The organism is Cellulomonas sp. KRMCY2 (assembly GCF_000526515.1).
Taxonomy (GTDB): domain Bacteria; phylum Actinomycetota; class Actinomycetes; order Actinomycetales; family Cellulomonadaceae; genus Actinotalea.
Map to the genome: position 1 here is coordinate 3,380,459 of NZ_JAGF01000001.1, position 13,013 is coordinate 3,393,471.

Sequence of the window (13,013 nt, forward strand, 5' to 3'; positions counted from 1 at the left end):
GGACCAAAGTCCCAGGTGGGCGCACCGCCGCACCGGTGCGGCGAACCGGGCGCGTGACATGAGAGGGCACTCTTGGACGTGCAGAACCCCCGTCGACGCCGAACAGGCGTCGTCAGGCTCTCGGCTCTTGCCGTGCTGGTCACCCTCGCCATGAGCGGCTGCTCCGCGCAGGTCCAGCGTGGCTTCCTCCCGGGATACGACGACGGACAGGTCACCAACCAGACCGAGCGGATCACCAGCCTGTGGACCGGTTCGTGGATCGCCGCGCTGATCATCGGCGCGCTCACCTGGGGCCTGATCATCTGGTGCGTCGCGGTCTACCGGAAGCGCAAGGACGACGACACGCTGCCGGTGCAGCTGCGGTACCACGTGCCGCTCGAGGTCATGTACGTGATCCTGCCGATCCTGATGATCGGTGTCCTGTACTTCTTCACCGAGCGTGACATGTCGGCGATCGAGGACGTCAGCGCCGAGCCGGACCTGACGGTCCAGGTGATCGGCAAGCAGTGGAGCTGGGACTTCAACTACCTCGACGACGACGTCTGGTCCAGCGGGGTGCACGTGGACGACGTCGCCACCGTGGACTCCACGACGCTGCCGACGCTCTACCTGCCGGTCGACGAGCGGGTCGAGATCGTCCTGGACTCGCGTGACGTCATCCACTCGTTCTGGGTGCCGGCCTTCCTGTACAAGAAGGACATCATCCCGGGGCGCACCAACGTCTTCCAGATCGTCCCCACCCGCGAGGGCGTGTACGCCGGCAAGTGCGCCGAGCTCTGCGGTGAGCACCACTCCGGGATGCTCTTCAACGTGGCAGTCGTCTCCCGGGAGGAGTACGACGCCCAGATGCAGGAGCTGCGCGACGCCGGTCAGACCGGCGAGCTGGGCAGCGACCTCGACCGCGGGCTGTACCGCGGCGACGACACCGCGAACCCGGCAGGGGAGGGCTGATGGCCACGCACGCCGATCTGGTGCCGGGTCTTGCCCCGCAGCGGCAGACCCACGGTGCCACGGTGATCAAGTGGATCACCTCCACCGACCACAAGACGATCGGGTACATGTACCTGATCACGTCGTTCATCTTCTTCTGCATCGCAGGGGTCATGGCGCTGGTCATCCGCGCCGAGCTGTTCGAGCCCGGCATCCAGATCGTGCAGAGCAAGGAGCAGTACAACCAGCTCTTCACGATGCACGGCACGATCATGCTGCTGCTCTTCGCGACGCCGCTGTTCGCCGGGTTCGCCAACGTCATCATGCCGCTGCAGATCGGCGCGCCGGACGTCGCCTTCCCGCGGCTGAACATGTTCGCCTACTGGCTCTACCTGTTCGGCGGCCTGATCGCCGTCGCGGGCTTCTTCACGCCGCAGGGCGCAGCGTCGTTCGGCTGGTTCGGCTATGCGCCGTTGTCGAGCACCACCTACTCGCCGGGGCTCGGTGGGGACCTGTGGGTGTTCGGGCTGGCCCTCGGTGGGTTCGGCACGATCCTCGGCGCGGTCAACTTCATCACCACGATCATCACGATGCGCGCGCCCGGCATGACGATGTTCCGGATGCCGATCTTCACCTGGAACACGCTCGTCACGAGCATGCTCATCCTCATGGCGTTCCCGCCGCTCGCCGCCGCGCTGCTGGCGCTGGGGGCGGACCGACGGCTCGGTGCCCAGGTCTTCAACCCGGAGAACGGCGGCGCCATCCTGTGGCAGCACCTCTTCTGGTTCTTCGGGCACCCCGAGGTCTACATCATCGCGTTGCCGTTCTTCGGCATCGTCAGTGAGATCCTGCCGGTCTTCAGCCGCAAGCCGATCTTCGGCTACAAGGGTCTGATCTACGCGACGATCGCGATCGCGGCGCTCTCGGTGACCGTCTGGGCGCACCACATGTACGCGACCGGCGCCGTGCTGCTGCCGTTCTTCGCCCTGATGACGATGCTCATCGCGGTGCCGACAGGTGTGAAGTTCTTCAACTGGATCGCCACGATGTGGCGCGGCAAGCTCACCTTCGAGACGCCGATGCTGTGGACCATCGGCTTCCTGGTGACCTTTCTGTTCGGTGGTCTGACCGGGGTCATCCTGGCGTCGCCGCCGCTGGACTTCCACGTGACCGACACCTACTTCGTCGTGGCGCACTTCCACTACGTGGTGTTCGGCACCGTGGTGTTCGCGATGTTCGCCGGGTTCTACTTCTGGTGGCCGAAGTTCACCGGCAAGATGCTCGACGAGCGGCTCGGCAAGGTGCACTTCTGGATGCTGTTCTTCGGGTTCCACACGACGTTCCTCATCCAGCACTGGCTCGGTGTGATCGGCATGCCCCGGCGGTACCCGGACTACATGCCGGAGGACGGCTTCACCTGGATGAACCAGGTCTCGACAGTGGGTTCGGTCCTGCTCGCGGCATCGACCCTGCCGTTCCTGTGGAACGTCTACACGACCTCGCGCAACGCGCCCAAGGTGGCCGTCGACGACCCGTGGGGCTACGGCAACTCCCTCGAGTGGGCCACCAGCTGCCCGCCACCGCGGCACAACTTCACGTCGCTGCCGCGGATCCGCTCCGAGCGGCCCGCCTTCGACCTGCACCACCCTGAGGTCGCCGCGATGGACCACGTGGAGCCGGACGCCGGGGTCCTCATCTCGCACGGCGGTCACCCGCCGGACGGTCACGTCGTCGACGGCGACCCGCAGGAGGGTCAACGATGAAGATCGAGTCCAGGCTGTTCCTCTTCCTCGCGCCCTTCTTCCTCGTGATCGGCATCGTCTACGCCCTGTGGAGCGGTGGCGAGGCGGTCGGCACCGGCGCCCTGCTCCTGACGGCGGGGCTCGTCGGCATGATCGGCTTCTACCTCAGCATGGTCGCCCGGCGGATCGACGCCCGCCCCGAGGACGATCAGCTCGGCGAGATCGAGCACGGCGCCGGCGAGCAGGGCGTGTACAGCCCGTGGAGCTGGTGGCCGTTGATCCTGGCTGCCGGCGCGGCGATCTCCTTCGCCTCGCTGGCGATCGGCTGGTGGCTCCTGGCGATCGGTGCGGTCGTCGGCGTCATCGGCCTGATCGGCTGGGCCTTCGAGTTCTCCCGCGGGCAGCACGCGCACTGACCCGGCACGCGGTCCCGACCACGGGCCGAACCGGTCGGACCGGCCCGGATCCCGGCGCTACACCTCGTCGGCGATGCGCAGGACGGCGGTCACGACGTCCTCGAGCGGCTGTGTCGTGCGGATCTCGTGGGTCGAGATGCGCCGGAGCAACGGCTCGACGTCGGCGAGGTCGTCCAGCACCCGCCGCCGGTCCTCGGCCGTCCGGCCGTAGGGGTTGGTCGTCCGTTCGGTGAGCCGGGACAGGATCACGTCCGCGGGCGCGCTGAGCAGAACGATCGCGTCGAAGAGGTCGTGCAGGACCGCCTGGTTCTCCTCGCAGCCGGCGACGAAGAGCAGATCGGCGTGGCTGCCGGTGAGGAGCTCGCGCACGGCGGCGATGCGCCACTGCTGCCGCCCTCCGGGGACCGGCTCGCACCACCCGTCGTCGGTGTCGACCGCATCATGGCCACGTGCGACCAGCTCACGCACCACGCTGGACTTGCCGGTGCCGGACATGCCGGTCAGCAGGATCCGCCTCATCGGCGTGATCCTACGGGCGAGGCCCGGCTCCCTGGTGGGAGCCGGGCCTCGCCCGGGAGTCGACCGGGTCAGGTGGTGACCGGGTCAGGACGGGACGATGAGTCCCGCGGTCTGCGTGCGTGCGCGGTCGAGCCGCGCGGCCGCATCAGCCCAGTTCACGATGTTCCACCACGCCTTGATGTAGTCGGCCTTGACGTTGACGTAGTCGAGGTAGAAGGCGTGCTCCCACATGTCCAGCAGGACGATCGGGACGATCCCCAGGGGGATGTTGCCCTGCTGGTCGTAGAGCTGGAAGATGGCGAGCCGCTCGCCGAGCGAGTCCCACGCGAGGATTGCCCAGCCGGAACCCTGGACGCCCGCAGCGGTCGCTGCGAAGTGCTTCTGGAAGGCGTCGAAGGACCCGAAGGCGTCGTCGATCGCCGCCGCCAGCTCACCGATCGGGCGGTCGCCACCGTCGGGTGACAGGTTCTGCCAGAACGCCGAGTGGTTGACGTGCCCACCGAGGTTGAACGCCAGGTTCTTCTCGTGCAGGTTCACGGCAGCGAAGTCGCCGGACTCGCGGGCCGCCGCGAGCTTCTCCAGGGCCGTGTTGGCCCCCGTCACGTACGCGGCGTGGTGCTTGTCGTGGTGCAGCTCCATGATGCGCCCGGAGATGTGCGGCTCGAGGGCGGCGTAGTCGTAGGGAAGGTCAGGAAGGGTGTAGTCAGCCACGGATGGCACCTCCGGTCAGGTCGCACGGCGTGCGACGGCTCGGTTTCACTCAGACCCGCGGTGGCGCCATGGTTCGCGGCGCCGCCGTTGATCCTCCACTCTGGTGGTTCGTCAGCGATCCCGCACGGCGGCGGCTCCGGCAGGTGCATCACCCGATGCACCGCCGTCCGCCGACCGGGTGTCCTCGATCGCGTTGTCAGTGCTCCTTCCGGTGCTGCCCTGTCCGGTGCTGCCCTGTCCGGTGCTGCCCTGTCCGGCGGTGACCTGGGCGGGGCCGTCGTGGCCGGCCGGCAGGGAGTCGTGCCCGCCGTGCGAACCGGCGGCGGCGAGCTCTGCCGGGGTGACCGGCTCGACCCGGTTCCCGTAGAAGAGGTGCGAGACCCGGGCGCGCAGCGCGTCCCGGCGGTAGCCCTTGCGACGCACACCGCGCTCGTCCTGGGCCGGCAGGATCGCGATCGGCCGACGCGGCTCGTGGTGCACCCGCACCCACCGCTCGTTCTCGTCCAGCGGCTTGTGCACCTCGACGTACTCACCGTCGGCGAAGCGGACGATCCGGCCGGTCTCGTGCCCGTGCAGGACGAGATCGCGGTCCTTGCGCTGCAGGCCGAGGCAGACTCGTCTGGTGAACCAGAACGCCCCGAACGGCACGACCAGGATGAGCGTCCGGAAGATGTTCGTGATGTCGTTGATCGACAGTGCGAAGTGGGTGGCGATCAGGTCGTTCGAGCCGGCCAGGATCAGGACGAAGAACGTGCTCAGGATCGAGACGCCCGTGGCCGTGCGGACCGGGGCGTTGCGCGGCCGGTCGAGCACGTGGTGCTCGCGCTTGTCGCCGGTCGCGAAGGCTTCGATGAACGGGTAGAGGGCGAGGGACATGAACAGGATCCCCGGCACCACCATCGCCGGGATCAGCACGTTCAGCGAGAGCGTGTAGCCGCCGATGACGACCTCGGGCTGGCCTGGCATGAGGCGCAGCGCTCCCTCGAGGAAGAGCATGTACCAGTCCGGCTGGGCCCCTGCGGAGACCGGCGACGGGTCGTAGGGCCCGTAGTTCCAGACCGGGTTGATCGTCATCGTCGCGCCCATGAGCGCCAGCACGCCGAAGACGATGAAGAAGAAGCCGCCGGCCTTGGCCACGTACACCGGGAACAGCGGGAAGCCGACGACGTTGCGGTCGGTGCGACCCGGTCCGGCGTAGTGCGTGTGCTTGTGCAGCACGACGAAGAACAGGTGCAGCCCGACCATCGCCAGGATCAGTCCCGGGATGAGCAGGATGTGCATCGTGAACAGCCTGGGGATGATCTGGTCGCCCGGGAACTCCCCGCCGAAGATGAAGTACGACACGTAGCTGCCGATGATCGGGATCGACCTGACCACGCCGTCGGTGATCCGCAGACCGTTGCCCGAGAGCACGTCGTCAGGCAGCGAGTAGCCCGTGAACCCTGCGGCGAGACCGAGGATCATCATCACGAAGCCGACGAGCCAGTTCACCTCACGCGGCTTGCGGAACGCACCGGTGAAGAAGACCCGCATCATGTGCGTGACGATCGCGGCCATGAACAGCAGGGCCGCCCAGTGGTGGATCTGCCGCATGAGCAGTCCGCCGGTGACCTCGAAGGACAGGTGCAGGGTCGAGGCGAACGCCTCGGACATCTCCACGCCCTGCATCGTCGCCAGCGGTCCGTCGTACGTCACGAGGCCCATGCTCGGCACGAAGAACATGGTCAGGAATACGCCTGTGATCAGCAGGACCACGAAGGAGTACAGAGCGATCTCGCCCAGCAGGAAGGACCAGTGGTCCGGGAAGATCTTCCGGGCGAAGCTCTTGACGGCCAGCCCGATGCCGGTCCGCTGGTCGAGGTAGTCGGCTGTCCCGCCGGCGGCGCGCTGCGCGGTGCTCACTTGAGGCGCTCCCAGTAGCTCGGGCCGATCGGTTCGTCGAAGTCGTCCTGCGCGATGAGGTAGCCCTCGTCGTTGACCGTGATCGGCAGCTGCGGCAGGGCGCGCTTGGCAGGCCCGAAGACCACCCGCGCACCGTCCGCGATGTCGAAGGTGGACTGGTGGCAGGGGCACAGCAGGTGGTGGGTCTGCTGCTCGTACAGCGCCACCGGGCACCCGACGTGGGTGCAGATCTTCGAGTAGGCGACGATGCCCTCGTAGGACCATCCGGCCCGCTCGGGGGACTCCTTGAGCACGGCGGGATCGAGGCGGACCATGAGCACGACGGCCTTGGCCTTCTCCTCGATCCAGTGCTCCTCGTCGCGCAGCCCCTCGGGGATGACGTGGAAGACGGAGCCGATCGTGACGTCGGAGGCCTTGATGGGCGTACCGGACGGGTCCCGGGCGAGGCGTCGGCCCGGCTCCCAGATGGTGTGCCGGAACTTCGAGACGTTCCAGTCCCCGCCGACCTGACCGATCAGGGGGACGGCGATGGTCAGCGGCGCCAGGACGACGGCCGACAGGACCGCGCCCTTGAGCAGGCCCCGACGTCCGATGCCGGAGTCCGCGGCACCCTCGGCCAGGACGTCCAGCGCGGCGGCCCGGGTCGTCGCGTCGCTGCGCTGCGGGTGCCGGTCCTCGGTCGCCTCGTGGTCGGACATCAGCGACTTGGCCCAGTGCACGGCGGCGGCGCCGATCCCGAACATGCCGACGAACAGGCCGAGGCCGAGCAGCAGGTTCGACAGTCGGATGCTCTCGACCGTCTCACCCGGTGGCACGGCGAAGTACGCGACGAGGAAGCCGACGGTGCCGAGGACCGAGAGGCCGAAGAGGGCGACGACCTGGCGCTCCGACCGCTTGGCCGCGGCCGGGTCCGTGTCTCCCATGCGTGCCTTGTGGACCGGCAGGCCGGGGTTTTCGAAGCGCTCGGGGACCTGCGTCGCCGCGGCGGTGTGGACGACGACGTCCGAGGACGGGTTCTCGTTGCTCATGAGGACTTCGCTCCGATCCACACGGCGCACGCGATCAGCAGGCCCATCCCGACCACCCAGACCCACAGGCCTTCGGCGACCGGGCCGACGGACCCGAGGTCGGTCCCACCGGGGGAGCCGGCCTTCTGCTCCTCGAGGTAGGCGATGACGTCCTGCTTGTCGTCCGCGGAGAGGTTGGTCTCGTTGAAGACCGGCATCGACTGCGGCCCGGTCAGCATGGCCTCGTAGATCTGGGTCGGGGTGCTGTTGGTCAGGGTGGGCGCGTACTTGCCCTCGGACAGCGGCCCACCCTTGCCGACCGCGCCGTGGCACATCGCGCAGTTCGTGCGGAACAGGGCCATGCCGTTGGCGGCGTCGCCGCCGGCCGGGTCGACCTGGGCTGCCGACGGGACGGCCGGTCCGGGGGCGAGGGAGGCCACGTAGGCCGCGAGCTGGCTGATCTGCGCGGCGTCGAACTGCGGGGGCTTGGCAGCGGCCTGCGGGCCGTTCGCCTGCATCGGCATCCGACCCGTCGAGACCTGGAAGTCGACAGCCGCGGCTCCGACCCCGACCAGCGACGGGATCCCGTCGCGGCCCTCGGCGCTCGGGCCGTGGCACGTCGCGCAGTTCGCCGTGAACAGCGCCTTGCCCATCTCGACGTCACCCTGGCTCGGCGCAGCCGCGCTGGCGGCACTCGGCGCGAACGCGGCATACAGCGCGCCGGTGGCGAGCAGCGCCAGGAGCAGCAGCACGACCGGAGCCTGCCGGTGGTGCCGGCGAGCGGCGATTGCCTTCACGGAGCAGACCCCTTCTCGTTCCTGACGGCCGCCCGGACGGTGGACGTCAGTGCGGTGCCGGCCGGGCGGGAGGCGGTCATCGGATCAGGTAGATCGCACCGAAGAGCGCGATCCACACGACATCGACGAAGTGCCAGTAGTACGACGTGACGATGGCGGTCGTCGCCTCGTGGTGCCCGAACCGCTTGGCGGTGAACGAGCGGCCCATCAGGATGAGGAAGGCGATGAGGCCGCCGAGGACGTGCAGCCCGTGGAAGCCGGTCGTCAGGTAGAAGACCGAGCCGTAGGGGCTCGAGGAGATCGTCAGGCCCTCGGAGATGAGCTCGGAGTACTCGAAGATCTGGCCGCCGATGAAGGCCGAGCCCATCACGTACGTCAGGGTGATCCACTCGTTCATGCCCCACCGGTTGACCTGGAGCAGGCTGCCGGTGCGGCGCGGCTGGAACCGTTCGGCCGCCCAGACGCCCATCTGGCAGGTGATCGAGCTGAGCACCAGGACGATCGTGTTGATCGTCGCGAAGGTGAGGTTCAGCTTCGCGGTCTCCTGGGGCCAGAGCTCGGGGACGGTGGAGCGGATCGTGAAGTACATGGCGAACAGGCCGGCGAAGAACATGAGCTCGCTGGCCAGCCACACGATCGTGCCGACCGACACGGGGTTCGGGCGGTTGACGCTCAGGGCGGGGTGCTTGATGGACGCGGCCGTTGCGGTTGACACCCGGTCATTATGGCCGATGAGTGGGCCGCATGGGTCCAAAGGCCTAGGTGCGTACGCAACAACTTGATCTCGTCGGCCGTGCCACCTCCCGGACGTCGTGCAGCCATCGGCCGCGGGACCCCCGGCGGCGTCGCCGGATCGGTCCGGGCGCCGGTCCGTGCCAAGATGCGTGGTGGTGCCGCAACGACCGTGGCGCGGTCCGGACACGCGAGGACGAGTGAGGCGAGATGGCTGCGACCGACGAGCACGACGACTGGGCCGCCGCAGAGGGCACCGACCGGCAGAAGACCTTCCGGATCCTGCTCTACAGCGACCACGTCGAGGCTCGTGAGTCGGTGATGCTCGCTGTCGGGCACCGGCTCGGCAAGGACCTCCCGCCGATCGAGTGGGTCGAGGTCGCGACGGCAGCCGCCGCGATCACCACGATCGACGCCGGCGGGCTGGATCTCCTGGTCCTCGACGGCGAGGCCGGCAAGGTCGGTGGGCTGGGCCTGTGCCGCCAGGTCAAGGACGAGATCTTCCGGTGCCCGCCGGTCCTGGTCCTGATCGGACGTCAGCAGGATTCCTGGCTGGCCTCGTGGTCGAACGCGGATGCGGTCGTGACGCGGCCCTTCGACCCGATCGTCCTGCAGCAGTCCGTCGCCGGGCTGCTCGTCGGCACCGCAGCGGCCTGACCGTGGCGGCTGAGACGTCCCCGACCTGGCCGCGGCTCCTGACGAGTCTGCTCGCCGGCCACGACCTGAGCACCGACGAGGTGCGCTGGGCGATGGGTCAGGTGATGGACGGCGAGGCGACCCCGGTCCAGCTCGCCGGCTTCCTGGTCGCGCTGCGCGCCAAGGGCGAGACGATCGACGAGCTGACCGGCCTGGTCCAGGAGATGCTGTCCCGCGCCCACCGGTTCGAGGTGCCCGGCCGTGCGCTCGACATCGTCGGCACCGGCGGCGACCTGATGCACACGGTCAACATCTCCACGATGGCCGCGTTGGTGGTGGCCGGCACCGGGGTCCGCATCGTCAAGCACGGCGGGCGGGCCGCGTCGTCCTCCAGCGGTACCGCGGACGTGCTCGAGGCACTGGGCCTGCGCCTGGACCACCCGCCGGAGCGGGTCGCCCAGCTCGCCCAGGAGGTCGGCATCACGTTCTGCTTCGCGCAGGTCTTCCACCCGGCGATGCGCCATGCCGCCGCGGCGCGTCGTGACCTCGGCGTCCCCACCGCGTTCAACGTCCTCGGGCCGCTGACGAACCCGGCCCAGCCGGCTGCGGCGGCGATGGGGGTCGCCGACGCCCGGATGGCGGGCCTGATGGCCGGTGTCCTCGCGGGGCGCGGGACGTCGGCGCTCGTCTTCCGCGGGCACGGCGGCCTCGACGAGCTCGCGGCGACGGGTCCCGCCGACATCTGGTGGGTGCACGACGGTGCCGTCACGACGCACGTGCTGGACGCGGTCGCCGATCTGGGGCTGACGCCGATCACGGTCGAGGACCTGCGCGGCGGTGAGCCGGCAGCGAACGCCGAGGTGGTGCGCCGGCTGCTCGCAGGTGAGCGCGGCCCGGTGCGCGAGACGGTCCTGCTCAACGCCGCGGCCGGGCTCGTGGCCGACGGCACGCTCGGCGGGACGGGTACCGGGACGCTCGTCGAGCGGCTCCGGGCCGGACTCGTGCTCGCCGAGGCGGCTGTCGACGACGGTCGCGCCGCCGCAGTGCTCGACCGGTGGATCCGCGCCTCGCAGGCGTGAGGTCTCAGCCCTCCAGGCCGAGGTCGAAGGCCTGGTCGAGGTCCTTCGAGGAGTACTCACGGAACGCGATGAACGTCTGCGTCCGCAGGATGCCGTCGACCTTGCTCAGGTGGTCGGCGATGACGTCGGCGAGCTGTTCGTGCTCGCGCACCCGGACCATCGCGATGAGATCGACCTCGCCGGTCACCGAGTAGACCTCCGTCACCCCGTCGATCTCGGCGACAGCCGCAGCGATCTCGGGGATGCGAGCCGGGTCGGCGTCGATGTGGACGATGGCGGTGATCATGACAGCCCTCTCGGTCGATGCAGGTGTGCCCATCATGCCGCGCTGTCCCGGCCGGCGTCGGCGTCGGGCGCGACGACGGCGGCCACCGCCGCCGCTGTCGCGCCCGGGTGGCGGTAGGACTCGGCCCCACGGACCGGGCACGCCCAGCCCTCCGCGACCTCGATGAGCCGGACGCCGGGCTCGTCCAGCCAGCCGAGCACCAGGTCGGACTCCTCCGGGTGGGCGCTCGTGGCGGGCAGGCACGGCGGGTCGACATGCTCCGCGGTGGCCAGCAGTGCGGCGAGCGCCGCACGAGGGTCGGACCCGGGCGGCGTCGTCGCCGTCGCGCCGAGGCGTCCGTAGCGGACCACGACGAGCTCCCAGCCGCCGTCGTCGGCCCGGCGGGCAGCGGCGATCTGAGGGTGCGCCGCCAGCCGCCGGGAGCGTTGGGCACGCGCGGCGCCCCGGAGGAACGCGGCGAGCTGGTCCCGCCAGGCTGCCGCCTCCTCGAAGCGCTCGGCCCTGGTCAGGGTGGCGATCCGCTCGGCGTGCGCCTGCACGACGAACGTGGGGTCGTCGAGCATCGCAGCCCGCACCTGCGCGACGACCTGGGCGTAGTGGTCGTCGGACTCTCCGCCCGTGCACGGCGCCCCGCACCGACCCATGCCGGCCAGGGCGCACGGGCTGGCGCCGGCGGCCGGGACGCGGGGGAGCCTGGTCGCGCACTGCCGGACGGTGAACGCGGCCTGCAGCGCCTCGATCGCCTGCTGCGCCGCCGCCCGGCCGGTGAACGGGCCGATGTGCGCCTCCGCCTCCCCGGGCCGCGGGCCACCGTCCGCCCGGACCTCGCGCACGATCGAGAGCCGCGGGTAGGCCTCGGCGGTCAGCCGCACCCAGGGCAGCCGCTCCGGGAAGCGGGACCGCCGGTTGTAGCGTGGCGAGTGCTCGGCGATCAGCCGCAGCTCGCGCACGCGCGCCTCCAGGACGGTGCCGCACACGATCGGGACGACCTGCTCCGCCAGGCCGACCATCTCGTTCATCCGGCTCCGGTGCTCGGCGGCGGTGAAATAGCTGCGGACCCGGGTGCGGATCGACGTCGCCGTCCCGACGTAGAGGACCTCGCTGCGTGCGTCGCGGAACTGGTAGACCCCCGGTGCGTCGGGCAGGCCGTCGGCGAGGTACCGCTTCCGGCGCCGGGCCGCGGGGACCGGGTCGCACGCCGTCGCGAGGTCCTCGAGGTGCGTGACCCCCAGCGGGCCGAGGCGGGCGAGCAGGGCGTGCAGGACGTCGACGGTCGCACGCGCGTCGGAGAGCGCGCGGTGGTTGGGCGTCACAGTGGTCCGGAAGAACGCTGCGAGCGTCCCGAGCTTGTGGTTCGGGACCTCGTCGCGGGTCACCGCGCGCCGCGCGAGGGCGACGGTGTCCAGCACCTGGTTCCCGGGCCACGGGTAGCCGTGCTCGGCGGCTGCCGCCTTGAGGAAGCCGATGTCGAAGCTCGCGTTGTGGGCCACCAGGACGGCGCCCCGCGAGAACTCCAGGAAGGTCGGCAGGACCTCCTCGATACGTGGCTGCCCACGGACCATCGACGTGGTGATCCCGGTCAGGGTGGCGATGAACGCGGGCACCGGGCCACCCGGGTCGACGAGGGTCTGGAGCTCACCGAGGACTTCGCCGCCGCGCACCTTGACGGCGCCGATCTCGGTGATCGCCGAGCCGCCCGGAGTCCCGCCGGTGGTCTCGAGGTCCACCACGACGAACGTGACCTCGGACAGCGGGGTGCCGATGTCCTCGAGGGTCGGCTGCACGCCGTGAGCGGTCGGCGGCCCGGTCAGGAGACCACCGGAGGGTCCGGCGCGGTGCATGGGACAGACGCTAGGTCATGGCGCCGACAGCGCTGCGCCGACACCCCTGGGCCTGACGTGCGGGAGCCCCGGCGGTGGCCGCTCGCCCGGCGTGTGTCAGTGCTGCCGCCTAACGTGCCAGGCATGATCATCGACTGCGGAAGCTGTACGGTGCGCGGCGACGCGTGCTCGGACTGCGTGGTGACCTTCATGGCCATCCCGGTGCGCCAGGTACGCCAGGTCGGCCGGTCGGGTGGCCGGCCGAGCGAGGCGGCTGCCCGGGCCGCCCCCGGCATGGACCTCGACGACGCGGAGCGGGATGCGATCGAGGTCCTGGCCCGGTCCGGCCTCGTGCCACCCCTGCGCATGGCGCGGGCCGTCTGAGGTGCGGGCCACGGGACGGCGTGACACGCCTCGGGCCGGCGACCGAGGTCGC

14 protein-coding genes are annotated in these 13,013 nt (G+C 70.1%); 6 read left to right on the forward strand and 8 right to left on the reverse strand.

Annotation, left to right across the window (positions count from 1 at the left end):
- Positions 1–72: 72 nt before the first annotated feature.
- Genes coxB through K415_RS0115920 form a run of 3 tightly spaced genes read left to right on the forward strand, consistent with a single transcriptional unit; the run spans position 73 to position 3,088 of the window.
- Positions 73–951 carry a cytochrome c oxidase subunit II gene (coxB, locus tag K415_RS0115910; RefSeq protein ID WP_369795243.1) on the forward strand — a complete coding sequence of 293 codons (879 nt, stop codon included), beginning with the start codon at positions 73–75 and terminating at the stop codon, positions 949–951.
- A complete protein-coding gene (gene ctaD / locus K415_RS0115915; protein ID WP_024288036.1) occupies positions 951–2,693 on the forward strand; it encodes a cytochrome c oxidase subunit I in 1,743 nt (580 codons plus the stop codon). Before coxB ends, ctaD begins: the two co-directional genes overlap by 1 nt.
- The gene (locus K415_RS0115920) at positions 2,690–3,088 is read left to right on the forward strand and encodes a cytochrome c oxidase subunit 4 (RefSeq protein WP_024288037.1); all 399 of its coding nucleotides are present in this window, start codon (positions 2,690–2,692) and stop codon (positions 3,086–3,088) included. Before ctaD ends, K415_RS0115920 begins: the two co-directional genes overlap by 4 nt.
- 57 nt (positions 3,089–3,145) lie before the next feature.
- Here K415_RS0115920 and K415_RS0115925 read toward each other — a convergent pair whose 3' ends face one another.
- The 6 genes from K415_RS0115925 to K415_RS0115950 form a co-directional block, all read right to left on the reverse strand.
- Positions 3,146–3,607 carry an AAA family ATPase gene (locus K415_RS0115925; RefSeq protein ID WP_024288038.1) on the reverse strand — a complete coding sequence of 154 codons (462 nt, stop codon included), beginning with the start codon at positions 3,605–3,607 and terminating at the stop codon, positions 3,146–3,148.
- A gap of 84 nt (positions 3,608–3,691) precedes the next feature.
- Positions 3,692–4,318 carry a superoxide dismutase gene (locus K415_RS0115930; protein WP_024288039.1) on the reverse strand — a complete coding sequence of 209 codons (627 nt, stop codon included), beginning with the start codon at positions 4,316–4,318 and terminating at the stop codon, positions 3,692–3,694.
- Positions 4,319–4,429: 111 nt separating this feature from the next.
- Positions 4,430–6,220 (reverse strand): cytochrome bc complex cytochrome b subunit, encoded by a 1,791-nt coding sequence (locus K415_RS0115935; protein ID WP_024288040.1) that lies wholly within the window; start codon positions 6,218–6,220, stop codon positions 4,430–4,432.
- Positions 6,217–7,248: a ubiquinol-cytochrome c reductase iron-sulfur subunit gene (locus tag K415_RS24090; RefSeq protein WP_024288041.1), complete on the reverse strand. Its 1,032-nt coding sequence runs from the start codon at positions 7,246–7,248 to the stop codon at positions 6,217–6,219. Before K415_RS24090 ends, K415_RS0115935 begins: the two co-directional genes overlap by 4 nt.
- Complete coding sequence (locus K415_RS0115945) at positions 7,245–8,024, reverse strand: c-type cytochrome (RefSeq protein ID WP_024288042.1); 780 nt, start codon at positions 8,022–8,024, stop codon at positions 7,245–7,247. Before K415_RS0115945 ends, K415_RS24090 begins: the two co-directional genes overlap by 4 nt.
- A 76-nt stretch (positions 8,025–8,100) precedes the next feature.
- Entirely contained in the window at positions 8,101–8,739 is a 639-nt protein-coding gene (locus K415_RS0115950) for a heme-copper oxidase subunit III (protein WP_024288043.1), read from the reverse strand.
- A 227-nt stretch (positions 8,740–8,966) separates the two neighbouring features.
- Between K415_RS0115950 and K415_RS24095 the strand changes: the two genes are divergently transcribed.
- Complete coding sequence (locus K415_RS24095; RefSeq protein ID WP_024288044.1) at positions 8,967–9,413, forward strand: response regulator transcription factor; 447 nt, start codon at positions 8,967–8,969, stop codon at positions 9,411–9,413.
- A gap of 2 nt (positions 9,414–9,415) precedes the next feature.
- A complete protein-coding gene (gene trpD, locus K415_RS0115960) occupies positions 9,416–10,471 on the forward strand; it encodes an anthranilate phosphoribosyltransferase (protein WP_024288045.1) in 1,056 nt (351 codons plus the stop codon).
- Between the two features lie 4 nt (positions 10,472–10,475).
- Here the strand turns inward: trpD and K415_RS0115965 are convergent, their stop codons facing one another.
- Complete coding sequence (locus K415_RS0115965) at positions 10,476–10,757, reverse strand: Lrp/AsnC family transcriptional regulator (RefSeq protein WP_024288046.1); 282 nt, start codon at positions 10,755–10,757, stop codon at positions 10,476–10,478.
- A gap of 32 nt (positions 10,758–10,789) precedes the next feature.
- The gene (locus K415_RS0115970; RefSeq protein ID WP_024288047.1) at positions 10,790–12,598 is read right to left on the reverse strand and encodes a DEDD exonuclease domain-containing protein; all 1,809 of its coding nucleotides are present in this window, start codon (positions 12,596–12,598) and stop codon (positions 10,790–10,792) included.
- Positions 12,599–12,721: 123 nt separating this feature from the next.
- Between K415_RS0115970 and K415_RS0115975 the strand changes: the two genes are divergently transcribed.
- Positions 12,722–12,961 carry a hypothetical protein gene (locus tag K415_RS0115975; protein WP_024288048.1) on the forward strand — a complete coding sequence of 80 codons (240 nt, stop codon included), beginning with the start codon at positions 12,722–12,724 and terminating at the stop codon, positions 12,959–12,961.
- Positions 12,962–13,013 lie beyond the last annotated feature (52 nt).